The sequence below is a fragment of the Scandinavium sp. genome, assembly GCF_032012665.1.
Lineage (GTDB): Bacteria > Pseudomonadota > Gammaproteobacteria > Enterobacterales > Enterobacteriaceae > Scandinavium.
Map to the genome: position 1 here is coordinate 229,902 of NZ_DALZVG010000002.1, position 26,765 is coordinate 256,666.

The window sequence follows — 26,765 nt, forward strand, 5'->3', positions numbered from 1 at the left end:
TTTTACGCAAACAGATAAAAGTGGAAACAACTAAAGATTTAGCTAAGGTTAAATAATAACCTAAGAGAACTTATGTAAAAAAGATCAACCAGTTACATGAAGAGCTTGTGATGGATAAAGACGATGATGCAGCATCTTTGCAGGATGCTGAGCAGTATATTCTGGACGGAAGATGGTATTTTTCCACGGAAGAGCCGATTCTTCGGGACATGAATCTGCAACAGGAAGTAAAATTACAACGGCCAGCCTGTCGATGCCTGGCGCTTTTAATTAAGCACCGGGGGGTACTGATACCCCAAAATGATCTCATTACTTATGCCTGGGGCGAAGAGCGCTCGCAATATATCACCCCAAATACGTTTTATCAGTCAATGCATCATTTAAGACAGTCTCTGGCACAGGCCGGTCTGCCGGATGTGATTTTTACCGTAACGCGGAAGGGAATCGGGATCAGCAGCGAACTGAGTATTATTCCCGCGACTGTATCTGTTCCCCCTTTACATAATCAACATCGCTGGCATTCCTTTTTGAGTGTTGGCGGATATCTGTCAGCGACGGCTATTATTATATTTTGCTGTATCATTTTTTTAATATGGAAAAACTCCAGCGAAAAAAGAGATAATATTTTCAGAAATTATACTCTCAAACAGCAGCAATGCCAGATTTACAGTTCTCCAGGCAATCTTACGGATAATAAAATTAATTTTTTACTTCAGCGTGCTGGAATCACCTGCAGTGAAAATATGACTATATTTATTACTGTCGCCTTAGGTGGAGAACGAAAAAGCCTTCTCGCCTGTTCAGGGTATACAACCCAAGCGCGCCAGTGTCAGGTATTTATTATCATGGATCCTTTCGATGAAAAAACGCACAATTGAAATCGATATCCTTCTGGTACTCACGGCTGTTGTTATTACCACCCTGATTTACTCGATTGTGATAAACCGTCTACCTTCGCGAACGTCACTCCACTCCTGCCAAAGCCAACTGACAGTGAAGCATGGTGAACTCTGGTTCACTGCCGTTTTTGATTTTGGCTTTATGGTGAAAGGTTACGGATCGGTAGCCATCAATGGTGAAGGCCAGGACAACGGAAAGAGCTTTACGATCGATCGTTCGATTTCATTCACGTACCGGGCAGATCGTGGTCGTTATCTTTTAACGGCAACAGAAATCCGCAGCTATTCCGGCGACGAAGGTGAGAAAAATCCAGGCCTCCCGCATCTGCCACCATTTTTCGCGAAAACGAATACTGATTTACCGCTGTCACTGGCAGTTGACGGAAATGGCGTGCCGGTGTTGTTAGTGCTCGGAACAACCCCGCTGTACTATTGCACCCGTTCCGACTGAACCCTAAGTTTGTCGGTTCGGAGAGATGTTCACCGTGTCGTGCGGCACCAGTCATCACTGCGGGTTAGGAGGCACGACTAGCAACGAGTGTGACATTCCGTTACGCCGGGCAAGTAGACAGCCCCTGGTTGGAGGCATCCGGGTGACTGCACCATTTTGGGGGTAAGACGCGGATCTGACACGCGTCAACGAAGGTCCGGCGCGGACATTGTGTCTGAATTTAGGGCGGCCCGGGGTGGGGATGGGCCAACTCGTTCCAAGGACTGATGGCACAAGTTGATGAATGGAGGGCCACCACCTCTGCCACCCGCAGGTTGTTATAGTGATACCTTATGCTCAAGGGCACAGCATAACGGCGGTTGCAGACCCTGTGTATGTGCCGGCTAGCAGAGGGCCTTGGTCTATAGTGACGTTGGTACGATCGTATAGGTAGTCGCTTGCACCATTGTTTTCGATTACTAATGAAGGCCGCCGTCCGCCTATAGGATATCCAGTGATGGTTGCGTTTTTTAACGACACGTTTGGGATGCTCCAGTTGAAGTCATATGTGATCAGACTAGTCATGACTACACGCGTTGTAGGGACGAATTCCCCGTTGTAGACTATGATGGTAGCCCGCTGACCTTCAATTAATTCGAAGTCCACGTTTGTCTCGAGGTTGAAAAGTAAGCCGGTGCGTTCACGCGCGAGGATGGAGAAGCGTGTTGGGCATGTTGCGCCTAGTGGACCCAATGCGCCAGGGCTGAGGCGGAGCTCGATGCGACGTGAACTCTTGGTGCCGTCCACGGGGGTGAAGGTCTGGCTCAGTTGTACGGAGCCCTTGTCTGAAACGTGGAATACGTCGTAGCACGGAGTGCTGGTGGACAGGCGAAGTTCGGTTGGTTCGAGGTACCCAGGGTGCACTGCACTGTAAGACCATATTTTTGGAGGCAAATAGAGACTGCAGGTTAGCACGTATGTTTCTACGCAATAGGATGAGAAAGACATGATCATCATGATTGTACAGCAGAAGATTCGCAACACAGCAACACCTTTGTTTAAAAGAATGACAATGGGCAAAGGTGCATGATTGTTATGCCATCCCCTTTGCCATATTTTTCACCGGTTATACACGACTGCACTCTGACGGAGGCAGTATCGTTCGATACACCTTTTCATCGAGCCGCTCATAAAGCCGCATTCATCTATTTCCGATGGTTCCATACTGCACTGCGTGCTCTGGGGGAGCTCTGGGGTTTATATCAAATCCCTGCAAGCCCATTTCCTTTGTTACACGGAATAGAGTTTTATTAGGAAAGTCGACGACAGTGACAGAAGCTACGCTCCTGCTACTGATAGATATCCAGTGAAGAATAGCAAAAGTAACGTTCATATTTCCCTCTTGTATATTTATTAAAATCCACTCAATTCTAAGATTTGAGAACCCCGTATATGTGAAGCAAAGAGTAGATACCTACTGCTCCGTGAATGAGTCTGAAAAATAACGCATCTTTCTTCACTGTCATTATTCTTGTGCAGGCACCTGAATAATAAATCAATTATGGCTGCTATCTTCACACGGTAATAATTTTGGATTGATTAGATATCAGGCAGAGATGCATTCTTCAGCATACTCTTTGCCCATGTTTCCCAGCGAAGTTCATATGCTCGTACTCGTGCTGAGGGAGAAGAAATCATATAAGAATTAATCGTACATGACAGTTAATGTCACCGACGATGCAAAACTCCCACCACTAATCGGCTCATCAGGCGCTATACGATGATACGCCGCCTTAAAATTGTAATTCCCCCTTTCATTAGTAAGGGGGACTGAAATTGTCTCGCCAGTCATAATAGATGAATAATAAGAATTCATAAAACTAAGACCAACTCCTTTTGCCGTTCCCGTATTTTTATAGAATAGAATATTTCGTGATTCAGTGGCTCCAGTAACTTTTATCTTGATGGACGAACGACCTGTATCTAAACAATTTATCGACACTGGAACATCTATAGCATTCCGAAAAACCCAATCTTGAAGATGAAGTACACCAACATCCGCCAGGGTGAAGACCTGACTGCTTACATCAATCTCACAGGTTTCCGCCAGGACCGTTACCGAAATGGGTATCGACACCGATTGCGGAACAGCCATCGCTGCGGGAGGATATATCAATCCAGTAGCCAGGATTACAGACATCGCCAGTTTAGTGAGCGCTTTCATCATAATTTACTCTCTTCTGTTACCGGCAAACACCGTTAATGCGTATGATTGAGTCCGCAACGTCTGACGGAGTCAGATGATAGCCTGCCTGGCAGTTTTGCCGTGCATCCTCTCCCCAGCTGGCGGTCACCACGCCTTTCTCTTCCATGCCAGACAAATAAACCTGGCCACCGTCAGCCACAATGCTGCTGTTATCTTTTGATGCCACTATTGCCCCAAACGGCAAAGGACGTCCGTTATGAGTCAGCGTCATTAACACCCGATAACCACGACGAGCTTTAAATTCGGCGCGAACGATGGCCCCTTTGGTAGGGATCACGCGGAGTATCGAGTCTTCGACATCCGTCAGGTCATCGAGCGCACGGGTATTTACCTGTATGCGATTTTCACGGTAAGCCGAGGCATAAGGTTTGATGGTGTAGCCCTGCCAGTCTGTCGATACCCCAGGTTCATTTGTGATCCCCACGCCTGAAACGCCGGGCGTGGCAACCAGTACACTGGTTTCACCGAGCGGCTGGCCGATGGTCAGGCCATCACGATGGAGTAGAGCCCCCCCGGAGATACCGTAACTCATCTGTTGCCAGTCACTGCTGTAGCTGTAACCGAGGTCGGTGTTACCGTATCCTCCCCGGTATCTCAGCCCGGCGTTACCGCTAGTTCCCTGAGTTCCCTGGCTACGGCTGTAACCCTGAGAGACGTTCCAGTCCAGGTTTCTGTTTTCCAGCAGCTGGCCACTCAGTCCGGACTGCTGGCTGACATTGCCGCGACCGTCACGACTGCCATTAACGGTGGCATAGACAGGTTTATCTGAAGACCATGAGAACAACCTGTTAAGGGGAACAGACAGAGAAAGATTGATGTTATGGTCCTTGTATGACGGTGCATTCTCGTTTCTGTACCGTGAATAGCTGTAGTTCACCGAATAGTTAACGGGGCCGATCGAGTTACTGTAACCGGCACGGAATGAGTCGTTTCCGGATGATGTATTCCAGTAACTCTCGCGAACACCGGTGATCCAGACAGAGCCATAATCCCCCAGGGACTGGGAAACATTGGCCTCAAATCGGGCCCGTCGGTTATTGTAGAGACTGTAGTAATCAGACCATGAATCAACAACGGGTTGCCCATTATCATCAAGCCCGGAATGGTCATTTCGCCGACCTGTCATGGTTTTCAGGGCGGTTTCATCCAGCGTATGGAATCCCCGGGTGGAATAGCGGTAGCCCGTCAGACGGAACGTAGTACCCGTCGGGTTAAAGGCATGCGCGTAAAGAAAACGCAGGGACTGTCCCTTGTGTTCGGTGCCATCAGCTAGCGTGCTGTTCGCGTGCGTGACATCGGCGGATACGGCCCCCAGGCTGCCCATATTAATGCCTGCTCCGGACTGAACGGCAAGGTATTCAGATGAGAACTGCGTTCCACCGTAAAGCGTCACATTATGAGGTAGTCCCCACATCAGGGTTCCCTGGGCAAAGGACGGATCCTGATAACTATCGCTGCTGCCACGGTATCGACCGGCGGTCAGACTGTATTTCATACGCCCTTCACGCTGCAGGGCGGGAAGCGTCGTGTAAGGGACAGTAAACGTATTAATCCTGCCACTGGCTTCCTTAACTCTGACTTCGAGATCTCCGCTGGAGTACATCGGACTCAGATCGGTTATTTCAAACGCACCCGGTGAAACAGTAGTCCGGTAAATAATATATCCGTTCTGGCTGACACTAACTTCCGCATTACTTTCCGCTATTCCACGTACCACAGGAGCGAATCCACGCAGGGTATCCGGGAGCATATTATCGTCGCTGGCGAGCTGAACGCCGCGAAATGCGAGTGAATCAAAAATATCGCTTCCGGTCGTGCTTTCTCCGACAACAAGGCTGCTCTTCAGCGGAATAATAGAGCGCTCTGCGTAGGTTCTCATTCGCTGCCATTGCTGATGTTTTCCATAGTTGCTTTCATAATAATTCCAGCTCCGGTCATCGCGAAGACGCCAGCTTCCCAGATTCAGGCCGCTGGACAGACGCAGAAAGTAACTGGTGCCATCGTTATTGCTGCCGAAACGGTTGCTGCCACTGAAGCTGTAATTCATGAGGGCTGCGTTAATACCATCATCCCAGAGTGCCGGATCTGTTTCACCACGTGCCCGGTTGCGAGTAACCAATTGTGGAACACTGAGATCCAGACGCATTTTAGGGAAATCGAACAACGTAAAGGCACCCGGCACATGCTCCGCCAGATTGACACACTGATCGTTCTTCATCGCCATCAGTGCCGGAAACAGTTCGACTTTCACTCCCGCATTATTCAGCATGTCCTTATTCAGACAGGGGAGCAGGCCAGTGCCGTCCCGGGACTTTTCGCCAGCAGGGATAGCATCAAAGCGGACAGACTGGCGGGAAATGAAGTTCTGGTTAAGATAAATTTCAACCATGTACGCCCCAGGCAACTGGGAGCCATCTGCACGAAACTGCGATAAATCAACCGCACCCTCTCCACCCATGGAAATAAGTTCCATCGGGAAATACATTTCTGCATGAGTAGAAAAAGCAGACAAGCCGGAAATAAACAAAGCAAGGCTAGCCTTTTTGAATGAATACATTTTTGGTTAACCCATATACTTGCTATATTAGAGATGACAGAGGAAATAAAAATAAAGTCGAAATTTTATAAGGAATAAAACGGACTCAGAATTTCCAGATGATTTCTTTCGTCAGGCCGCCATAGTCATTGATGGTCTGATAACTCAGAGATGCAACCCGGGCAGAAGGTAAATTGATGTCTTCCGATCCGGATGGTGGAACCATAACGGGTTCTTTTATCGGCTGACCATCGGCTTTAATTGCGGTCAATGTAATGTAATACGGCGTAGAGTTTTTAACGATGGCTTTACGTCCTGCGCGACTAAATGTCAGTTTCTTTGGGGCCTCATCAGGCGAAGGGTGAATTCCGGCTGGGCGGACAAACAATTTGATGCGGGTAGCTGCTGACAATACCAGCAGATTTTTACCTTCTACTGTATTCTTGTCGACAGCTGGAATGGCATTTGAAACGAGGTAATACAGCGTTTCACGGTCTGAAGGCAACTTTGGACCGGCATACATCAGACGCAGTGTGTTTTCGCTTCGTGGGTTACTGACATACAGGGGCGGTGTAACAATAAAATCTTTAGCTTTATTGCCGTTACTGTCCTCAACCCAGGACTGAACCATAAAACGGGAGTCTTCTGAAGTATTATGTGCAGTGATACTGGTTTCTTTCTGGCCTGCGGGATAAATAATCCGGGTCCCCCCCAATACAACACCGCCGCTGGCCTGAGTCAGCGCGGGCATCAGGCTGGCGAGGAGCAATATAGAAACACTCCACAATTTATTATGTAAAAAGATTGGCATTGTATCCTCCTCAATAAAGCGCCGACCAAAATTAATCGACGCGATATGACTTACTGGTAGTTCACAGTAAAGTTAGCTGATGCATTAGCGTCACCAGCGGCGACAGAATTGTCGAGTGCGATATAGCGAGCGGAAAATGCCAGCTCATTGCTGCCGTCGACCATTGTCTGACCAGCAGAAGCAGTAGAACCATCAATTACCAATGGTGCGCCAGCCTGAAGGATTTGAAGACCGACTTTGGTAGTTGCCACAGCAGAAGTTGCCAGCGTATCGTCCTTGCCGCTCACAGCATTACCGCTGAAGACGATTGAAACAGAGCCCGGGTTGGCGGCTATATCACAACCTTCGAGAGTAATAGAGAACGGTCTCTCCTGGGAGGTAGTACCTGCTCCAGTAAATACGTTGGCAGCAACATCACCCATCGGTACCGTCTGGCCTTTAGAGCCAGCACTCAAGCTACAGGAAGTTTCAACAACGCTACCAGTGAAATTAACAGTGCTGGATTCACCTTCAGCGGCGAAAGCAGAAGATGCTGCGAAGATTGCCGGGATAGCCAGAGTAATTAATTTTAATTTCATTAGAATGAATTCCTTTCATGTGATTTTGAATTGAATGTGTTGATTGTCAAAATGGACCAATTATTCACTTGAGTTGAATATTAAAGGGCGAGGCGTAGAGCTTAGCCCATGTTTCAAGCAGGGTTAAATTTACACAGCAAAAGAATGCTCAACAACAAAAAAGTTGATAAGGGAAACAAAAAGAGTAAATTTATCTAAAACGCATTCCTCAGACACCCAGTCACTACAAGGGCAATAGCAAAATGCCGAATTGCGACATAATATTCTAGCGAGAAAATGGCAGCTCATAATTTTATCTTTCGCTAACCGTATTTAACTAATGGACAGTGCTTCACAGAAATATAATCGCGACAACCACGACATTAAATTTAACAAACGGCACACAAAAAAAATACATTCATTATTTCTCATATCGTATTATGTGCCAACCATTTTATATGAACGTATACAACGTTGTTTTACCCCTCCCATAAACTGATAGTTTCCTGTTAACTCTCCCAATTGACGAAAGGCACCCAAGGATTGAGCTGATAATGGAACAATATGAGGACGTTTCATCTTCATTCTGGTTTTCGGGATTTCCCAGAGGTGATTATCGAAGTCTATTTCACCCCATTAAGCCAGACGTAATTCTACTGTTCTCAATCCTGTCAGCTTGAGCAATCGGGTTGCGAGAAGGGTAATAAGGCTTCCAGAGTAACTTGATAGTTTGTGCAAAAACTCAGGCAACTCTGCGGTGGTAAGAAAGGGATAGTGCTGTTTCTCATGGCCTTGTAAAGCGCTACCAAGATCAGCAGCTGGGTTGTATTCGGCACGACCTGTCACAATCGCGTAGCGAAAAACCTCACTACAACGTTGTCGCACGTTGCCAGGTAGACTTCAGGAGAGGCGTATATGGTGTCCCCTGCAGGAATCGAACCTGCAACTAGCCCTTAGGAGGGGCTCGTTATATCCATTTAACTAAGGGGACGAAGCGGCAAGAGTATAGCGTTTTTTGGCAGCCAGGTTAAGCACATAGCCGACTGACTGCTCAAAGTGTCGCCGCCACCTTTATTTTTTCTCTGCGTTCTCTTGCTGCTTCGCTTTGGCTTTAGCCTCTGCTTTTTGCTTGTTGCTCATGTCGTTACGGATTTGGGCATGGCTGAGCAAGGCGAAAATAAAGGTGCCGCCGCAGATGTTGCCGGCAAGCGTCGGCAGGGCGAAGGGCCAGAAGAAGTCGTGCCAGTGCAGGCTGCCGCTAAAGACCAGATAGAGGATTTCTACCGTGCCCACGACGATGTGGGTAGTGTCGCCGAGGGCAATAAGCCAGGTCATCAGAATAATGACCACGATTTTAGCCGCACCGGCGGAGGGAAACATCCAGACCATGGTGGCAATCAGCCAGCCGGAGATGATGGCGTTGGCGAACATCTCCGCAGGCGTGTTTTTCATCACGTCCATGCCGATTTTGGTGAAGGCATCGCGGGTAGGTTCGTCAAAAATAGGCATGTATTCGAAGGCCCAGGCAGCAATACCGGTGCCGATAAGATTACCGAGCAGCACCACGCCCCATAAGCGCATCAGCAGGCCGACATTACCCGGCGTCGGGTTTTGCATGACCGGGAGCACCGCCGTGACGGTGTTCTCTGTGAAGAGCTGCTGGCGTGCCATTATCACAATCACAAAACCGAAGGTGTAGCCTAAGTTTTCAAGCAGAAATCCCCCTGGGACGCCCTCAAGCTGAACGTGAAAAATACCTTTGCCCAGCAGCGATGCACCCATCGAAAGCCCGGCGGCAATGGCAGACCACAACAGTGCCATCGCGTCGCGCTCCATCTCTTTTTCACCTTCCTGGCGAATATGTTCGTGAATCGCCATCGCCCTTGAGGGAAGACGGTCCTCATCCACTTCTATCTCTTCTCCGCGGTTTTTCTCGTCGCTCTCAACTTCCAGCTCTTCCGTATGGCGGTTGATTTTTTCATCTTCGTGCTTGTCCATCCGGCTTAACCTTCGTCTGTTTACCTGCGATAAAGCGTAGCGGGTTTTAGTGACCGGGACCTCGCGATAAACTCTTAATTTCGGCTTATGCCATGAATAGCGATACGTCTGTTTCAAAATATGTATAAAATCAGTAAAAGCAGTGATTTCTTTACAGGGAGACATTTATGAATTTTCGCCTGTCTGCGCTTGCGCTAAGCGCAACGCTGCTGGTGGGATGTGCCAGCACGGGTGACCAGTCGCAAGGTCGTTCCGATCCGTTTGAAGGCTTCAACCGTACGATGTACGACTTCAACTTCAACGTGCTGGATCCTTACGTTCTGCGCCCCGTGGCGGTTGCATGGCGCGACTACGTGCCACAGCCAGCGCGTAACGGCATCGGCAACTTTACCGGCAACCTTGAAGAGCCTGCGATCATGGTGAACATGTTCCTGCAGGGCGATCCGTATCAGGGGATGGTGCACTTCACCCGTTTCTTCCTGAATACCCTGTTGGGGATGGGTGGTTTTATTGACGTCGCCGGGATGGCAAACCCGAAACTGCAGCGGGTGCAGCCTCACCGCTTCGGCAGTACGCTGGGGCATTATGGCGTGGGTTATGGCCCTTATTTGCAGCTACCGTTCTACGGCAGCTTTACGCTGCGTGACGAAGGCGGCGATCAGGCCGACACGCTCTATCCGGTGCTCTCATGGCTGACCTGGCCGATGTCTATCGGTAAATGGGCGGTGGAAGGTATTGAAACGCGTGCGCAGCTGCTGGATTCCGATGGCCTTCTGCGTCAGTCTTCAGACCCGTACATTATGGTGCGTGAAGCCTACTTCCAGCAGCATGATTTCATCGCTAACGGCGGGAAGCTCAGCACGGAAGAGAACCCGAACGCGAAGGCGATCGAGGGCGATCTGAAGGACATCGACTCACAGTAATCGATGTCACAAAGAAAAAAGGTGAGCGCGGAGCTCACCTTTTTTTATGTCTGATAAGAGGTTATCAGAAGCGGTAGTTGAAGTTGGAACCGAACAGCCACGCTTTACCGTCAGAGCGGAATTTGTACGGGCCTTCTTCGATGGTCACGTTCTGACCATGCATGTAAGAAGCGCCAACGTCGATGGAAGCATCCTGGTTAAACGCATAGGTTGCCCCTGCGCTCAGCCACAGGCGGTCCTGATCCGGGATGGAGATAGAGCGATGATCGGCTGGAACCGGGCTGTCATCAAACGCGATACCGGTACGGAAGGTCCAGTTGTCGTCGTAGTAGTAAGTAGTACCCAGCGCCAGACGCCATGCGTCCTTGAAGCTCTCATCTTTATAGAACAGCGTCTGACCGTTCGAACCGTTCGCTTTCAACTCCTGGAACTGGCTCCAGCTGGTGTAGGTCGCGCTGTAGTGGATAGCCCACTGCGGTGCCACTTTGTTATAACCGGACAGCTCCCACATTTCCGGCAGGTTCAGGGTCAGAGAACCATCGACGGTACGACCGTCGGTGCCCGCTGGCAGGCCGAAGTTGCCGAGGATCTGGTTATAGGCAGACGGCAGGTCGCTCTTGTATTCACCTTTGTCGAAGTCCACTTTGACTTCAGAACGGTAGGTGAAGCCGTAACGGTTATTTTTGTCCAGTTCATACAGGATACCGGCGTTCCAGCCGAAGCCCCAGTCGTCACCCTTCAGGCGAGCAATCTGAGTATCCGCTGGGATCTGCGCGACAGCACCAGCCAACTGCGGGTTAGAGTTCAGCGCACCAGAACCAGCAACAATCTGGCCCAGGTCACCTGCATAACGCTCAATTTTCGCCTTAGCATATACAGCATCAAAGCCGAGGCCGAAGCTCCATGCGCTGTTGAGGCGATATGCCGCACTCAGGTTCAGGTTCGCGGTGGTCAGATCGGTTTTACCGCCCACGCTTCCCGCCGCGTAGTCGCTGTTGTATTCAGTTGCCAGGCCATAGTTAGAGGTGACGGATGCACCGAAACCAAATTGATCGTTAACAGGCATGACAAAGTGTAAGTTAGGTACCCAGGCAGATGGCGCGATGTTATCGGCGCTGGTGCTCTTGCCTGTCGGGGATTTACCGGTGATGTTGACATCCGGATCAATGTACACGCCACCGATAGACATCTGTGGGCGGTCATACATCATGATCAGCGCCGGGTTACGGCTGGCGTTGCCTGGATCGTCGGCGATAGCGCCTTCACCAGAATACGCACGCCCTAAGCCGGAGGCTGAGAATTCATTTAACTGGAAGCCTGCGGACCAGGCCTGGGAGGAAACAAGTGCCACTGCAACTGCGAGAGCAGATTTTGTAAAGCGGGTTTTTTGGCTCATGACCATAACCTCAATTGAGTTATTTTTATGCAAAATTTGTTACATGCCGTAACAGAAGCGCGAAGTGTAGGGTCTGTGTTACGTCAGAGAAATCAGACCAGTGCCGAGAGTATAGGTCTGACCAGACGGAATGTTGCAAGTTTGTTTATAAGTTTTTTCATGTGTGATCTAAGAAACATGATCCATCTGGCAAAATTGCCGCCAGAAAGGTTCACCTGAGAAGGTGATTTTTGTTTTAGATCATTTTTAATTGTGATTTAGGTCACTTAAGGCCGCGGAAAGTAATATCGACTGGAGACGCCAGGGGCAGGGGCGTAAAATAAAAGCATTGTTTATCTGGCACCCTGAGTGCGAATACAGAGGAAATCTACGATGAGTAAATGCAGTGCTGATGAAACCCCGGTTTGCTGCTGTATGGATGTTGGTACCATCATGGACAACACCGACTGCACCGCTTCTTACAGCCGCGTTTTCGCTAACCGTGCTGAAGCCGAAGAAACTCTGGCGGCGCTGAGCGAAAGAGCACGCGGTGTGGAATCCGATCCATGCAAAATCACTTCTACTTTTAAAGAAGTTGAAGGTGGCGTGCAGCTGGATATCGATTTCGTGTTCTGCTGCGAAGCGGAAACCCTGATTTTCCAGCTCGGTCTGCGTTAATCCCTTCTTTAAACGGCTCTGTTCAGCAGGGCCGTTTTCTTTTTTATCTCAATGTGTTTTGGCTCTCACTTTTCGGCTTCCCCGATTGGCTGGATGTAAAAAATTAGTTAAGACTGTTATCAGGTCAGACCACTTTTTTACATTATCAGGGGAAGGTTATGAGTCAGGCATTACCGCTTATCACCCGTCAGGGCGATCGCATTGCCATTGTCAGCGGGCTACGCACGCCTTTTGCACGCCAGGCGACGGCATTCCACGGCATTCCGGCGGTCGATCTCGGCAAAATGGTTGTGGGTGAACTGTTGGCTCGCAGCGAAATTCCCCCCGAAGTTATCGAACAGCTGGTTTTCGGCCAGGTGGTGCAGATGCCTGAAGCGCCCAACATTGCCCGCGAAATCGTGCTCGGCACCGGCATGAGCGTTCATACCGACGCCTATAGCGTAAGTCGTGCCTGCGCCACCAGTTTCCAGGCTGTCGCCAACGTGGCGGAAAGTTTGATGGCTGGCACCATTCGCGCCGGGATCGCCGGCGGGGCAGACTCTTCTTCTGTATTGCCGATAGGCGTCAGCAAAACGCTGGCCCGCACGCTTGTTGATGCCAACAAGGCGCGTACGCTCGGGCAAAAACTTAAACTCTTCTCCCGCCTGCGGCTGAAAGACCTGGCTCCGGTACCGCCAGCCGTTGCCGAGTATTCCACCGGGCTGCGCATGGGCGATACCGCCGAGCAAATGGCGAAAACCTGGGGGATCACCCGCGAGCAGCAGGATGCGCTGGCGCATCGATCGCATATGTATGCCGCCAAAGCCTGGGAAGAGGGCAAGCTCGCGGATGAAGTCATGACGGCCTACGCGCCGCCGTTTCGCGAGCCGCTGGAAAAAGATAACAACATTCGTGGCAACTCCACGATTGCGGACTACGCCAAACTGCGCCCGGCATTTGACCGCAAGCACGGCACGGTAACCGCTGCTAACAGCACGCCGCTCACCGATGGTGCTGCCGCCGTGATTCTGATGACGGAGTCCCGCGCTAAAGAGCTTGGCCTCAAGCCTCTGGGCTATTTGCGCAGTTACGCGTTTACCGCGATTGACGTCTGGCAGGACATGCTGCTGGGCCCGGCGTGGTCGACGCCGCTTGCGCTCGAGCGAGCAGGGCTGACGATGGCGGATTTAACCCTCTTTGATATGCATGAAGCCTTTGCCGCACAAACCCTGGCGAACGTCCAGCTCATGGCGAGCGAACGTTTTGCCCGCGACGTGCTGGGCCGTAGCCATGCGACGGGCGAGATCGACGACAGCAAATTTAACGTGCTTGGCGGCTCGATTGCCTACGGGCATCCTTTTGCCGCTACGGGCGCGCGCATGATCACCCAAACGCTGAACGAGCTCCGCCGTCGCGGCGGTGGCTTTGGCCTTGTCACCGCCTGTGCGGCCGGTGGACTTGGTGCGGCGATGGTTCTGGAGGCCGAATAATGGAAACGACATCCGCATTTACCCTAACTGAACGCCTCGATAACGTCGCAGTTATTACTATTGATGTGCCTGGCGAGAAGATGAATACCCTGAAGGCGGAGTTTGGCGTTCAGGTGCGGGCTATTCTCAAACGGATTCGTGAGAACAAAGCCCTGCGCGGCGTCGTGTTCATCTCTGCCAAACCCGACAACTTTGTTGCCGGTGCGGACATCAATATGATTGCCGGTTGTCAAACCGCTCAGGAAGCCGAAGCGCTGGCGCGTCAGGGCCAGCAGATCATGGCGGAAATTCATGCGCTGCCGGTCCCGGTTGTGGCGGCCATTCACGGAGCATGCCTCGGCGGCGGGCTGGAGCTGGCGTTAGCCTGCCACAGCCGCATCTGTAGTGATGATGCGAAAACGGTGCTGGGGCTGCCGGAAGTACAGCTTGGTTTGCTGCCAGGCTCTGGCGGCACGCAGCGGTTGCCCCGTCTGGTGGGGATTAGCACCGCGCTGGATATGATCCTGACCGGGAAGCAGCTTCGTGCCCGACAGGCGTGGAAAGCCGGGCTGGTGGATGACGTTGTTCCGCACTCGATTCTGCTGGAAGCCGCCGTTGAGCTGGCAAAACAGGAGCGCCCTGCAAGCCGTCGTTTGCCGGTTCGCGAGCGCATTCTGGCTGGGCCCGTCGCCCGCAGCCTGGTGTTTAACATGGCGGCGAAGAAGACCGAAGAGAAAACGCATGGTAACTACCCGGCTACCTCACGCATCCTGAGCGTGCTGGAAACGGGACTCGCCCATGGCAGCAGCAGCGGCTATGAAGCGGAAGCCAGAGCCTTTGGTGAACTGGCGATGACGCCGCAGTCAAAAGCGCTGCGTTCGATTTTCTTTGCCAGTACGAAAGTGAAAAAGGATCCCGGTGCGGATGCTGAACCTCATCCGCTGCATTCAGCTGCCGTGCTGGGCGGGGGTCTGATGGGCGGCGGGATTGCCTTTGTCACCGCCAGCAAAGCGAAGCTGCCGGTGCGCATCAAAGACATTAATGCTAAGGGGATCAATCACGCCCTGAAGTACAGCTGGGAATTGCTTGATAAAAAGGTGCGTCGCCGCCATATCAGATCCAGTGAACGAGACAGCCAGATGGCATTGATCTCAGGCACGACCGACTATCGCGGTTTTGCGCAACGTGACATGGTAATTGAGGCCGTTTTTGAGGATTTATCCCTCAAGCAGCAAATGGTGGCGGACGTTGAAGCGAACTTTGCGCCTCATACGATTTTTGCCTCCAATACCTCGTCGCTGCCGATTGGTGATATCGCCGCGCAGGCACAGCGCCCGGAGCAGGTGATTGGCCTTCACTTCTTCAGCCCGGTAGAAAAAATGCCGCTGGTGGAGGTTATCCCCCACGCTGGAACGTCTGAGACGACGATTGCCACTACGGTCAAACTGGCGAAACAGCTGGGCAAAACGCCGGTAGTGGTCGCCGATAAAGCCGGGTTTTACGTCAATCGCATTCTGGCTCCTTATATTAATGAAGCAATGCGGTTGCTGACCGAAGGCGAATCCATCGACAGGATTGACGGCGCGCTGACGAAATTTGGCTTCCCGGTAGGGCCAATCCAACTTTTGGATGAGGTCGGGATTGATACCGGGACTAAAATTATTCCTGTACTGGAAAGTGCTTACGGAGATCGTTTTAGCGCACCTGCAAATATCATCAGCGCAATTTTGAACGACGATCGCAAAGGCAGAAAAAATGGTCGCGGTTTCTATCTTTACGGCGCGAAAGGGCGTAAAAGCAAAAAACAGCCTGACCCTGCAATTTATACGCTTATTGGCAGCGGGCAGAAAGGGCAGCTTTCCGGGCAGCAGATTGCCGAACGCTGCGTGATGATGATGCTCAATGAAGCGGCACGCTGCTTCGATGAGCAGGTGGTTCGTAGCGCACGTGATGGCGACATCGGTGCCGTGTTTGGTATTGGATTCCCGCCGTTTTTAGGCGGCCCGTTCCGCTATATGGATAGTCTCGGCGCGGGAGAAGTCGTGGCGATTCTGCAACGCCTGGCTGCCCAGTATGGGCCACGGTTTACGCCGTGCGATGCATTAACAAGGATGGCAGAAAAGGGCCTGGCCTTTTGGCCCATAAATGAAACTGAGACGTTAAGTTGAGGTCAAATAAAGGTAAATCCTGACGATGGATTATGCTGCTGAGTGGCTATTTTGTAAACAAAGATTGACTATACTTACGCCATTGAGGTAAAAAACAGCGTTTCATTCATCGAATGGATCAGGCACAATGCCCGGCCATCGGGTAAACAGCGTGTTTTGACGTATGTTTTACTTCGGTGCTTCTGGTTAACAAAAGCGGTGCAATATGCAAGTTTTTATCATGCGTCACGGCGACGCTGCCCTGGATGCAGCCAGCGATTCGGTTCGTCCCCTCACCACCTGTGGGTGCGATGAATCCCGTCAAATGGCAACCTGGCTGAAAGGTCAAAAAGTGGATATTGAGCGCGTTCTGGTCAGCCCGTTCTTACGAGCCGAACAAACGCTGAACGTGGTGGGGGAGTGCATGAACCTGCCAAAAGAGATCGATGTCCTGCCGGAACTCACGCCTTGCGGCGATGTGGGCCTGGTCAGCGCGTATTTGCAGGCGCTGGCGAATGAAGGTGTGGCCTCTGCGCTGGTGGTTTCTCACCTGCCGCTGGTCGGTTACCTGGTCTCCGAACTCTGCCCGGGCGAAGCGCCGCCGATGTTCTCCACATCCGCGATTGCCAACGTCACGCTGGATGCCAGCGGGCAAGGTCAGTTCAACTGGCAAATGAGCCCCTGCAATCTGAAAATGGCGAAAGCTATGTGAGATATATTGCAGGCCCGGCAAACGTAGTGACGGGCACTTCAGTATCAAAATACGAAAGGCGGGGAAATGCTCCCGCCTTTTTGTCAGGGCAACTCTGGCAGCTGCCACTCTTCCACTTCTATCAACACCAGCAATGCGGCATCTCCGCCGTACTCTTTTGGTGCCTGATGAAACGCCATTACGTGTGGGTGCTGCGCCAGCCACAATGGCGTCTGCTGCTTAAGAATGTGCTTTCCGTGGCCGTGCATGACGCAGGCACAAAACACATGTTCACGACGGCAGGCGGCAATCAGCGCGCCCAGTTCCTGCTTAGCCTGCATTTGGGTCAGGCCGTGCAAATCGAGAAAAAGCTCCGGGGAGTAATCACCACGGCGTAGCTTTTTCGCCTCAAAATGGCTGACGTCGGCGCGTACGTATTTCATCGCGCCTTCGGTATTCAGCAGCGGCTGAAATTCATCTGAAAAATAGTGGCTGTTATCGGCCTGTTCCTGAAGCAGACGCTTGACCGGCACTTCGTTAATTTTTTTACGCGTTGGGCGATGGACTATGGTGTCCTGCTCGATCTGGCGGGTGCCTGTCATCAGCTGGCGGAACAGCGTCTGATCCTCTTCGCTGAGTGAGGTTTTCTTCTTCATCGTCTCTTCTCATTTTCGCTTTGCGACAGTTTACCCGACTCTCTGCGCTTACGGGCAGCGAAAACGCATATTTCCCCTGGCCTGCGATGCAAGAATGCTGATTTATCGGCGTCTTCGTGGCAAACTAGCCGCCGAATTTACGCGTCATGCCCTGGAGGGGAAAGTGGATAAGATTTTTGTCGATGAAGCAGTCAATGAGCTGCATACCATTCAGGATATGTTGCGCTGGTCCGTCAGCCGTTTCAGCGCGGCGGGCATCTGGTACGGTCACGGTACGGATAATCCGTGGGATGAGGCCGTCCAGCTTGTACTGCCGTCGCTTTATCTGCCGCTGGATATTCCGGAAGACATGCGCACCGCGCGTCTGACCTCCAGCGAAAAGCATCGTATCGTTGAACGCGTGATCCGCCGCGTGAACGAGCGCATTCCGGTCGCCTATCTGACCAACAAAGCCTGGTTCTGCGGTCACGAATTTTTCGTGGATGAGCGCGTGCTGGTGCCACGTTCGCCAATTGGCGAACTGATTAACAACCGCTTCGCGGGCCTGATTGCCCGTCAGCCAGAGCATATTCTGGATATGTGCACCGGTAGCGGCTGTATCGCAATTGCATGCGCCTACGCTTTCCCTGAAGCAGAAGTGGATGGGGTAGATATCTCCCCGGATGCGCTGGCCGTGGCCGAGCACAATATCGAAGAGCATGGGCTGATTCATCACGTCACGCCGATTCGTTCCGACCTCTTCCGCGACCTGCCAAAAGTGCAGTACGACCTGATCGTGACCAACCCACCGTACGTCGATGCCGAAGACATGGCCGACCTGCCAAACGAATATCGTCATGAGCCGGAACTTGGGCTTGCCTCCGGCTCCGATGGGCTGAAGCTGACGCGCCGCATTCTCGGTAACGCCCCGGACTACCTGAGCGACGACGGCATTCTGATTTGTGAAGTCGGTAACAGCATGGTACATCTGATGGAGCAGTATCCTGACGTGCCGTTCACCTGGCTTGAGTTCGACAACGGCGGTGACGGCGTCTTTATGCTCACCAAAGCGCAGCTCCTGGCTGCCCGCGAACACTTCAGCATCTATAAAGATTAATTACAATTCGATGGAGCCGTGATGGCAGGAAACACAATTGGACAACTCTTTCGCGTAACCACCTTCGGCGAATCCCACGGTGTGGCCCTCGGCTGCATCGTGGACGGCGTGCCGCCGGGAATTCCCCTGACGGAAGCCGATCTCCAGCACGACCTCGACCGTCGTCGCCCGGGGACCTCGCGCTACACCACGCAGCGCCGCGAGCCGGATCAGGTGAAAATTCTTTCGGGCGTATTTGAAGGCGTCACGACCGGTACCAGCATCGGCCTGTTGATTGAGAACACCGATCAGCGCTCTCAGGACTACAGCGCTATCAAAGACGTTTTCCGTCCGGGCCACGCCGACTATACCTACGAACAAAAATATGGCCTGCGCGACTACCGCGGCGGTGGGCGTTCATCTGCCCGCGAAACCGCGATGCGCGTGGCGGCAGGTGCCATTGCCAAGAAATACCTGGCCGAGAAGTTCGGTATCGTTATTCGCGGCTGTATGACCCAGATGGGCGATATTCCGTTGGAAATCAAAGACTGGAGTCAGGTCGAGCAGAACCCGTTCTTCTGTCCGGATCCCGATAAAATCGAAGCGCTTGACGAACTGATGCGTGGCCTGAAGAAAGAAGGCGATTCGATTGGCGCGAAAATTACCGTTGTGGCTGATGGCGTACCGCCAGGCCTCGGCGAGCCGGTATTCGACCGCCTCGATGCAGACATCGCCCACGCGCTGATGAGCATCAATGCGGTGAAAGGCGTGGAAATTGGTGATGGCTTCGGCGTTGTCAGCCTGCGCGGCAGCGAAAACCGTGATGAAATCACCAAAGCCGGTTTCCAGAGCAACCATGCCGGTGGTGTGCTTGGCGGCATCAGCAGCGGGCAGCAAATCATCGCCCACATGGCGCTGAAACCCACATCGAGTATTACCGTGCCGGGCAAGACCATTAACCGCGCCGGTGAAGAAGTCGAAATGATCACCAAAGGTCGTCACGATCCCTGCGTAGGGATCCGGGCGGTGCCGATCGCCGAAGCGATGCTGGCGATCGTGCTGATGGACCATCTGCTGCGCCAGCGTGCGCAGAATGCGGATGTGACCACCACGCTTCCTCGCTGGTAATACACTCCAGAGATATGCGGGAAAATGAAAAAAACCGTTATCGCGTTGCTGGCGCTGCTTGCCAGTAGCGCCTCTTTCGCCGCCACGCCGTGGCAGAAGATCAAAGAGCCGATTCCCGGTACGGCGCAGTCGATTGGCGCATTCGCCAACGGCTGCATCGTCGGCGCGAATCCGCTGCCGCTTCAGTCTGATAACTATCAGGTGATGCGCACCGATCAGCGCCGCTACTTTGGTCATCCGGATCTTATCCAGTTCATTCAGCGTCTGAGCCGTCAGGTTCACAACGCAGGTATGGGCACGTTGCTGATTGGCGATATGGGCATGCCGGCAGGTGGGCGCTTTAACGGTGGTCACGCCAGCCACCAGTCAGGTCTGGACGTCGACATTTTCCTCCAGCTGCCGCAAACGCGCTGGACGTCTTCACAGTTGTTAAAGCCACAGGCGCTGGATTTAGTGTCAGCAGATGGCAAACGCGTGGTGCCGTCACTTTGGTCGCCGCAAATCAGCAGCCTGATCAAGCTCGCAGCGAAAGATGATTCCGTAACACGCATTTTCGTGAACCCGGCTATCAAGCAGCAGCTTTGCCTCGATGCGGGCACGGATCGCGACTGGCTGCGTAAGGTGCGTCCGTGGTTCCAGCACCGTGCGCACATGCACGTGCGTCTGCGCTGCCCGGCGGGAAGCCTGGAGTGTCAGGAGCAGGCACCACCTCCGGCAGGTGACGGCTGCGGTGCCGAACTGCAAAGCTGGTTCGAGCCGCCTAAGCCTGGGTCAACCAAACCTGAGAAGAAGACGCCGCCGCCGTTGCCGCCTTCCTGTCAGGCGCTACTGGATGAACACGTTCTCTGATGGAATTTTTTAGCGATTTCTTTATGGTGTCGCCGCTGCTTCTGGCGGCCCTGTTTTTTATTGCGCTGCTGGCCGGGTTTATTGACGCCCTGGCGGGCGGCGGCGGTCTGCTGACCATCCCGGCGCTGCTGGCGGTGGGCATGTCGCCCGCTAACGCGCTGGCAACCAATAAGCTACAGGCCTGCGGCGGATCGCTGTCGTCCTCGCTCTATTTTATTCGCCGTAAGGTGGTCAATCTGGCCGATCAGAAGCTCAATATTCTGATGACCTTTATCGGCTCAATGAGCGGTGCGCTGCTGGTGCAGCACGTTCAGTCGGACGTCCTGCGCCAAATCCTGCCGCTGCTGATTATCGGTATTGGTCTCTATTTTCTGCTGATGCCAAAGCTGGGTGAAGAAGACCGCCAGCGTCGTCTGCATGGCCTGCCGTTCGCGCTGGTTACCGGAGGGTGTGTCGGCTTTTACGATGGCTTCTTCGGCCCCGGTGCCGGATCGTTTTATGCGCTGGCGTTTGTCACGCTCGCCGGGTTTAATCTCGCCAAATCCACCGCGCACGCCAAGGTACTGAACGCAACCTCCAACGTTGGCGGTCTGCTGCTGTTTATCCTTGGTGGCAAGGTCATTTGGGGAACCGGTTTTGTGATGATGGCCGGGCAATTTTTAGGTGCGCGAATGGGATCGCGACTGGTGCTCAGCAAAGGACAGCAGCTGATCCGGCCGATGATCGTTATCGTCTCGGCGGTGATGAGCGCTAAACTTCTCTATGACAGTCACGGAGCGGAGATCCTCCAGTGGTTGGGAATTCACTGATGCAACAAGAACACCATTTTCAGCAGCTGATCGACATTTTTAACGGCTGCTTTGCTGACGATTTTAATACCCGTCTGATTTCAGGCGAGGATGAACCGATCTATCTTCCCGCAGATGATGACGCGCCGTACAACCGCATCGTCTTTGCCCACGGCTTTTATGCCAGCGCGCTGCATGAGATTTCGCACTGGTGCATCGCGGGTGCCGAACGCCGCAAGCTGGTGGATTTTGGTTACTGGTACTGCCCGGACGGGCGCGATGCCAAAACGCAAAGCCAGTTTGAAGACGTGGAAGTGAAGCCGCAGGCGTTCGACTGGCTATTTTGCGCGGCGGCGGGTTTCCCGTTCAACGTCAGCTGCGACAACCTCGAAGGCGATTTTGAGCCCGACCGCATCGTGTTCCAGCGTCGGGTGCATGCGCAGGTAATGACGTATCTGAAGGAAGGGATCCCGGCACGTCCGGCGCGCTTCATCGCAGCTTTACAGAATTATTATCAAACGCCGACGTTAACGGCGGACCACTTCCCCTGGCCGGAAGATCTAAATTGAGGAAAGAAGATGATCGCAGAATTTGAATCGCGCATTCTGGCGTTAATTGATGACATGGTTGAGCACGCCAGCGACGACGAGCTGTTTGCCAGCGGTTACCTGCGCGGCCACCTGACGCTCGCCGTTGCCGAGCTGGAAGCGGGTGACGATCACTCTGCGCAGGCGGTGTATGAGCAAGTCTCCCATAGCCTGGAAAAGGCCATTCAGGCCGGAGAGCTGAATCCGCGCGATCAGGCACTGGTGCTTGGCATGTGGGACACGCTGTTCCAGAAAGCGAAGATTTAATGTTGCGCCGGGGGGCGCTGTGCTAACCCGGCCTACGTTTCTTTTGTAGGCCTGGCTAAGCAAGGTAAAAGAGGGTGTAGGCCGGGTAAGGCGTAAGCCTCCACCCGGCAATATCTCCCCGGATCACCAATACAGCGGCCAGACCTGGCGCAATCGAACTAAAGCTTCCAGATAGAAATAATCTCCCCAGCTACAGCACTGATCCACGCCTTTTCCGCTGCCCATATGGTACACCGAGTGCTTCAGCAGTCCTTCAGTGGCATCGTCTTCACGCGCCAGATAGTTATCCGTGAGTGATTTTACGATCTTCAGCGCCATCTCTTCATAATGAGCCCGGTGCGGATCCAGCGTTGGCAGGGCTTTCACCAGCTCCAGCAACCCGCAGACGGCAATGGCGGCGGCGGAGCTGTCGCGCACCGCGTCGGTGCCGAGCAGGGCTAAATCCCAATGGCAAACTTCGTCTTCCGGCAGGCGGTTGAGGAAGTAGTGTGCGAGGCTGCGGGAAAGCTCAACCATGCTTTCATCGCCGGTGTGCAGGTAGCTCAGCAGGAAGCCGTAGATGCCCCATGCCTGACCGCGCGACCAGCAGGAGGTATCGCTGTAGCCCTGATGAGTATTGCCGAAACGTGGTTCGCCGGTCACGACATCCATATAATACGTGTGGTACGTCGAAGCATCCGGACGCACGATGTAGCGTGCAGCCTGCTTCACGTGGGCCGTTGCCGCTTCTGCGTAGCGGGCGTCACCCGTTTGCTCGCTCGCCCAGTAGAGCAGCGGCAGGTTCATGTTGCAGTCGATAATCATTCGGCCCTGCTGCTCCGGGTCGTTGAGATCGCCCCAGGCCTGAATGATTTTTGCCGTCGGGTTAAAGCGCTCCATCAGCGTATCGGCGGCCTTCAGCGCTGCCCGGCGTGCGATGTCGTTATCCGTCAGTCGCCACGCGGCTACGCAGGAGAGCGAATAAAGAAAGCCCAGATCGTGTGTGGCCGTATCAATGCGCTTTTCAATGCGTTCGTAGAAGGAGGGCAGAGTGCGTTCGGCTGCCTCGCGAAAACGAACCTCGCCGGTCATCTCCCACGCCAGCCACAGCTGTCCGGTCCAGAAGCTGGTGGTCCACTCTACGTTCTTTGTGCGGGGCCAGATGCCTTTTTCACAGGCTTCCCCCGGGAAGCTGTCGCCAAACCTGGCAATGTTGGTATCCAGCTTCTTCGTAATACGCGTTAATGCAGCGTCCAGACTTTGCCGCAGCGCCTGGCGGTCAATGGCATACAGCTCGACGGGGCGCAGCGGCTCGGTAACAACGGAACGGGTCATAACGTCTCCTTAATGACTTTTGGCAGGGGCAATGGATACCGCATTCAGCGTCTGTTCGTCCTCAGGATGAGGATCGCGGGCAGAGCGGCAGCGGGAAAGCGTAAGGGTGGAAATCAGAGTGAAGAGCAGGGCACAGCAGCCCATCATCAGGTAAGTATGCTCGAAGCCGATTTTCGCATACAGATAGCCCGCGGGCGGCGCGACGACCACAGAACCGACGTAAATCATCGCCTGATAGCCCAGCAGGTACATGGTTGCATTCACCTTTTTATGGAAATGCTCGGCGATGTACTTGAAGACCGAAATCAGCAGCAGCGCGATCTCCATACCGTACAGCGGTTTGATGATGGAGATCATCACCGGATCGGTCGTCAGGCCGGAGGCGATCAGGCGTGCTCCCACTACGCAGCCGCACAGCAGCAGGCCTTTCTTCGCGCCGTAATGGTTCACCAGCACCGGAATGAACATCATCATCACGAACTCGGTGCCGGACTGAATCATGCTGAGGTAGCCGTACCAGGCGTTCCCCTGCTCTTTAGTGGCGAAGAAGGAGACGAAGTAGCGCGGGAACTGCTGCTCGGCGACAAACATCATCCACGCCACGCCCGCCACATACAGGCTGAACATCCAGAATTTGCGGTTCTTCAGCAGTAAAACCACGTCGCTGAAGACGATTTTATTGGCGGAAATCACGTTGTTGGAGCGCAATTGCTCATCGCCAATTTTCAGGCTGATTAATACCAGCAGCATCAGTACCGAGGTGGTGCTGCTGACGAGGAAATTCGCCAGCGGCGTGAGGTTAAACAGCACCCCGGAAACGGAGGCAGCCAGCGCCCAGCCGAGCGATCCCCACATTCTCACGCGGCCAAACTCCACGCCGTAAAGGCGGCTGAAGCGATCGGCATAGGATTCGGATGCCGCCACGCCCGCATACCAGCCGAGGCTCAGGTACAGCGCGCCAATAATGATGCCCATGGTGGTGTGACTCAGCAGCAGCGGCTGATAAACAAAGATAAAGAATGGCGCCATCAGCGCAGAGACGGCACAGACAAAATAGAGTAGCCATTTGCTCATGCCGATTTTATCCATGATGTAGCCGTAAACCGGCTTCATGATCACCGCAAACACGCCGTTGATGGCAAAGACGCTGCCGATAGTGATGCTATCGAGTCCGACCTTCTGGCTCAGCCACAGGGCGTAAAGCCCGAAGCTGGAGGACCAGGTGAAGAAGTAGAGGAAAATAAAGGTGCTCATTTTCACTTGCGCGCTGCGCGGGGTTGTTGCGTTCATCTCATTTTCCTCAGCTTCACGGCAGTTCAGTCAGGGAGAAGTGCGTTTCGTACGCCGCCGACGTCAGATGCATAACGCCCTGTTGCAGGCTGGCCTCCGGGCAATTTTCCGGGTCGTAATCCTGCTGATTACCGGCCCAGACGGCGCTTATCAGCAGATGTGTTCCAGGCGTTAATTCGCTCCGCAGCACCGGCACTGCGGCCCTGTCGGCAAACAGAAGATTGCTGTTTGGCGGGGTCAGCACGACATCGCCTTCGCGTTGAACAGCGCTCAGACAATGAATGGCGCTGGTGTCTTTTTCACCATGAAGGGCGCTGATGCCTGTGGTCAGCCGCTGTTCCGGCTGTGGGCGGAAGCAAAGGCTGAAGCCGCCTTCGGCGGTGTCCAGCTCGCGGGCTGTTTGCAGATGGTGAACGCGAATCTGCCACTCACCCAGCGCCGTGAGCCACGTATCGACGGTTACGTCGTGCCAGGGGCGCCAGCGGCTGTAAATTGTGTGACCCGACATGCTGACCTGCTCGCAGTCGCGGCGGCCGCGCCAGTAGTTGTCTTTTTCACTGAGCAGCAGCATTGAATCCGGCGAGGCGTGAGAAAGTCCAAAGCGCCCGCGTTCTACGCTGAAAGCAAAGCGCGTCGAATAGGCAAATTTGCAGTATTTCGCTTCCGTATTGACGAAGTTGTTGCGCTCCCACTGACCGGCGGTCAATAGCCATTCATGGTCGGGCTGGTGGACCAGAATTTGTGCGGCTCCAGGAATCGGATGTGGGGAATGGCGCGGTGGCAGGGCTTCCTCGTCGGCTTGCCAGAAGAGGCTATTTTCGCCTAATGCCAGCACCAGCACCGTTTTCAGCGCCCAGTACGGTGAGCCGGGCGCGTTGTAATCTTCCGCCATGATCAGATTTGGGTAGCTGTAGCCGACGCTCAGCACGCCGTCGCGGTCGAACGGCTGCTGCTGCATCCACCAGCGCAGATGGCGCAGGACCAGGCCTTTCAGAACGCCCGGTGAGTAGCTATCCAGCCCGGCAAAGGCGGCGGCGCTCCAGAACGCGGCCTGGGCAAAGCGATAGGTCAGACTGCGGCCAAACGGAATAGCCGCGCCGTCTTCGGCAAAGAAATGAATGAAATCATTGGCAAATACGGTGGCACGGCTTCGCAAGGTGGCACAGCGCTCCGGGTCCGCATCTTTCATCAGCGTGGCGTAGATCAGGCCGTAGAAGTGAAAACCCATCGAAATGTAGTAGTCACGCGGTCTGTCCGGACCGTCGCTATACCAGCCGTCGCCGAGCCAGTAGCGCTCCATGGCGGCAAAATGGCGCTCGATGGCCTCACGGTTAACCGGCATCCCGGCGTGTTGAAAGCCGAGCTGCACCAGAATCGGGAAGAAATGCCAGTTGTTGTCGGGAATGGTGGCGGTTTCGCTCTGCTTCAGCCACTGCCACAGATGCTGCTTTTCCTGCTCGCTGAAGTGGGCGAGTAGCGGCTTGTGGGCCAGCGCCAGCAGCAAACCGTATGCCGCCATTTCCACGACGCGCTGATCGCTGTGGCCAATCTCGCCCCAGTATTCCACGTGGGCCGGGTTAATACCGTTTTTGATGACCTGAATATAAAGCGACAGCTGCTCAGGCTCCTGACCGCCTGCCAGCAGAGGCGTCACGCCCCACAGCAAGCGCGAGAATGCCTCCATATTGGCAATACGCTGACCGTAATGGGGGGTGAAATTCGCCAGATCCACGCCGCTGTCGCGATTGTTGAAAAAAGGCGTGACGGCATTCAGCATTTCTTTTACCCAGCGGGTGAGGTCGCTGCGGTTTTGTAAGGGATTATCAAAGGTAATCTGTTCAGGTTGCACGAGGTCCTCCCGTTGGGCACGAGATGAATAAAAGTTATTGTTATTCATTTTTTTACCATCGGATGATGGCGGTGAAACCAAGCGTAGCCGCTTTTGTGAACGTCTCCGAGTGAGCCGCCTCACAAAACTGAACCGCTATTTTATTTTTTCTGGATTTTCCCTGAAGGGGGGCAATAAATTGCAAACCGTAGGCTAAAAATTTA

23 protein-coding genes, 1 tRNA gene and 1 pseudogene are annotated in these 26,765 nt (G+C 53.4%); 13 read left to right on the forward strand and 12 right to left on the reverse strand.

The features are described 5' to 3' along the window. Positions 1-110 precede the first annotated feature (110 nt). The gene (locus RTU33_RS02985) at positions 111-878 is read left to right on the forward strand and encodes a winged helix-turn-helix domain-containing protein (RefSeq protein WP_312625183.1); all 768 of its coding nucleotides are present in this window, start codon (positions 111-113) and stop codon (positions 876-878) included. Continuing rightward, positions 859-1,350, forward strand: a complete 492-nt coding sequence (locus RTU33_RS02990; protein ID WP_312625184.1) for a hypothetical protein — start codon at positions 859-861, stop codon at positions 1,348-1,350. The genes RTU33_RS02985 and RTU33_RS02990 overlap by 20 nt, the downstream gene beginning before the upstream one ends. Positions 1,351-3,034: 1,684 nt before the next feature. On the opposite strand, the gene RTU33_RS02995 is transcribed toward RTU33_RS02990, so the two are convergent. The 7 genes and pseudogenes from RTU33_RS02995 to RTU33_RS03025 form a co-directional block, all read right to left on the reverse strand. Then, positions 3,035-3,556, reverse strand: a complete 522-nt coding sequence (locus RTU33_RS02995; protein WP_312625186.1) for a fimbrial protein — start codon at positions 3,554-3,556, stop codon at positions 3,035-3,037. Between the two features lie 16 nt (positions 3,557-3,572). Beyond that, complete coding sequence (locus tag RTU33_RS03000) at positions 3,573-6,152, reverse strand: fimbria/pilus outer membrane usher protein (protein WP_312625188.1); 2,580 nt, start codon at positions 6,150-6,152, stop codon at positions 3,573-3,575. A gap of 85 nt (positions 6,153-6,237) precedes the next feature. Beyond that, positions 6,238-6,942: a fimbria/pilus periplasmic chaperone gene (locus tag RTU33_RS03005; protein WP_312625189.1), complete on the reverse strand. Its 705-nt coding sequence runs from the start codon at positions 6,940-6,942 to the stop codon at positions 6,238-6,240. A gap of 50 nt (positions 6,943-6,992) precedes the next feature. After that, on the reverse strand, positions 6,993-7,520 hold the full coding sequence (locus RTU33_RS03010; protein WP_312625190.1) for a fimbrial protein: 528 nt from the start codon (positions 7,518-7,520) through the stop codon (positions 6,993-6,995). 468 nt (positions 7,521-7,988) lie between these two features. Continuing rightward, positions 7,989-8,384: pseudogene (locus RTU33_RS03015) on the reverse strand (tyrosine-type recombinase/integrase); the annotation flags it as partial. A gap of 31 nt (positions 8,385-8,415) precedes the next feature. After that, positions 8,416-8,490 (reverse strand) — tRNA-Arg (locus tag RTU33_RS03020). Between the two features lie 80 nt (positions 8,491-8,570). After that, positions 8,571-9,497 carry a formate/nitrite transporter family protein gene (locus RTU33_RS03025; RefSeq protein ID WP_312625191.1) on the reverse strand — a complete coding sequence of 309 codons (927 nt, stop codon included), beginning with the start codon at positions 9,495-9,497 and terminating at the stop codon, positions 8,571-8,573. 167 nt (positions 9,498-9,664) lie between these two features. Here RTU33_RS03025 and mlaA point away from each other — a divergent pair, with 167 nt between their 5' ends. Then, positions 9,665-10,420: a phospholipid-binding lipoprotein MlaA gene (mlaA, locus tag RTU33_RS03030; protein ID WP_312625192.1), complete on the forward strand. Its 756-nt coding sequence runs from the start codon at positions 9,665-9,667 to the stop codon at positions 10,418-10,420. Positions 10,421-10,484: 64 nt separating this feature from the next. Here mlaA and fadL read toward each other — a convergent pair whose 3' ends face one another. Next, on the reverse strand, positions 10,485-11,816 hold the full coding sequence (fadL, locus tag RTU33_RS03035; protein WP_312625194.1) for a long-chain fatty acid transporter FadL: 1,332 nt from the start codon (positions 11,814-11,816) through the stop codon (positions 10,485-10,487). 372 nt (positions 11,817-12,188) lie between these two features. On the opposite strand from fadL, the gene RTU33_RS03040 reads away from it, so the two are divergent. The 4 genes from RTU33_RS03040 (at position 12,189) to sixA (ending at position 16,780) form a co-directional block, all read left to right on the forward strand. After that, positions 12,189-12,473: a YfcZ/YiiS family protein gene (locus RTU33_RS03040; RefSeq protein WP_312625196.1), complete on the forward strand. Its 285-nt coding sequence runs from the start codon at positions 12,189-12,191 to the stop codon at positions 12,471-12,473. A gap of 158 nt (positions 12,474-12,631) precedes the next feature. Beyond that, complete coding sequence (gene fadI / locus RTU33_RS03045; RefSeq protein WP_312625197.1) at positions 12,632-13,942, forward strand: acetyl-CoA C-acyltransferase FadI; 1,311 nt, start codon at positions 12,632-12,634, stop codon at positions 13,940-13,942. Continuing rightward, complete coding sequence (gene fadJ / locus RTU33_RS03050; protein WP_312625198.1) at positions 13,942-16,089, forward strand: fatty acid oxidation complex subunit alpha FadJ; 2,148 nt, start codon at positions 13,942-13,944, stop codon at positions 16,087-16,089. The genes fadI and fadJ overlap by 1 nt, the downstream gene beginning before the upstream one ends. A gap of 205 nt (positions 16,090-16,294) precedes the next feature. After that, entirely contained in the window at positions 16,295-16,780 is a 486-nt protein-coding gene (sixA, locus tag RTU33_RS03055) for a phosphohistidine phosphatase SixA (RefSeq protein WP_312625199.1), read from the forward strand. Between the two features lie 83 nt (positions 16,781-16,863). Here the strand turns inward: sixA and smrB are convergent, their stop codons facing one another. Further along, entirely contained in the window at positions 16,864-17,415 is a 552-nt protein-coding gene (gene smrB / locus RTU33_RS03060) for an endonuclease SmrB (protein WP_312625200.1), read from the reverse strand. A 163-nt stretch (positions 17,416-17,578) separates the two neighbouring features. Between smrB and prmB the strand changes: the two genes are divergently transcribed. The 6 genes from prmB to RTU33_RS03090 are packed head-to-tail and all read left to right on the forward strand — an operon-like array spanning position 17,579 to position 22,109. Next, a complete protein-coding gene (prmB, locus tag RTU33_RS03065) occupies positions 17,579-18,511 on the forward strand; it encodes a 50S ribosomal protein L3 N(5)-glutamine methyltransferase (RefSeq protein ID WP_312625201.1) in 933 nt (310 codons plus the stop codon). Positions 18,512-18,532: 21 nt separating this feature from the next. Next, the gene (gene aroC, locus RTU33_RS03070) at positions 18,533-19,618 is read left to right on the forward strand and encodes a chorismate synthase (protein WP_312625202.1); all 1,086 of its coding nucleotides are present in this window, start codon (positions 18,533-18,535) and stop codon (positions 19,616-19,618) included. A gap of 24 nt (positions 19,619-19,642) precedes the next feature. Continuing rightward, on the forward strand, positions 19,643-20,467 hold the full coding sequence (gene mepA, locus RTU33_RS03075; RefSeq protein WP_312625203.1) for a penicillin-insensitive murein endopeptidase: 825 nt from the start codon (positions 19,643-19,645) through the stop codon (positions 20,465-20,467). Then, positions 20,467-21,276 carry a sulfite exporter TauE/SafE family protein gene (locus tag RTU33_RS03080; RefSeq protein WP_312625205.1) on the forward strand — a complete coding sequence of 270 codons (810 nt, stop codon included), beginning with the start codon at positions 20,467-20,469 and terminating at the stop codon, positions 21,274-21,276. The genes mepA and RTU33_RS03080 overlap by 1 nt, the downstream gene beginning before the upstream one ends. Continuing rightward, complete coding sequence (locus tag RTU33_RS03085; protein WP_312625206.1) at positions 21,276-21,824, forward strand: elongation factor P hydroxylase; 549 nt, start codon at positions 21,276-21,278, stop codon at positions 21,822-21,824. The genes RTU33_RS03080 and RTU33_RS03085 overlap by 1 nt, the downstream gene beginning before the upstream one ends. A 9-nt stretch (positions 21,825-21,833) precedes the next feature. Next, positions 21,834-22,109 carry a YfcL family protein gene (locus tag RTU33_RS03090; protein ID WP_312625207.1) on the forward strand — a complete coding sequence of 92 codons (276 nt, stop codon included), beginning with the start codon at positions 21,834-21,836 and terminating at the stop codon, positions 22,107-22,109. A 123-nt stretch (positions 22,110-22,232) separates the two neighbouring features. On the opposite strand, the gene RTU33_RS03095 is transcribed toward RTU33_RS03090, so the two are convergent. Genes RTU33_RS03095 through RTU33_RS03105 form a run of 3 tightly spaced genes read right to left on the reverse strand, consistent with a single transcriptional unit; the run spans position 22,233 to position 26,562 of the window. Continuing rightward, the gene (locus RTU33_RS03095) at positions 22,233-23,423 is read right to left on the reverse strand and encodes a glycoside hydrolase family 88 protein (RefSeq protein WP_312625208.1); all 1,191 of its coding nucleotides are present in this window, start codon (positions 23,421-23,423) and stop codon (positions 22,233-22,235) included. 9 nt (positions 23,424-23,432) lie between these two features. Continuing rightward, positions 23,433-24,713, reverse strand: coding sequence for an oligosaccharide MFS transporter (locus tag RTU33_RS03100; protein ID WP_312625209.1), 1,281 nt, complete (start codon positions 24,711-24,713; stop codon positions 23,433-23,435). Between the two features lie 16 nt (positions 24,714-24,729). Continuing rightward, complete coding sequence (locus RTU33_RS03105) at positions 24,730-26,562, reverse strand: DUF2264 domain-containing protein (RefSeq protein WP_312625211.1); 1,833 nt, start codon at positions 26,560-26,562, stop codon at positions 24,730-24,732. Positions 26,563-26,765 lie beyond the last annotated feature (203 nt).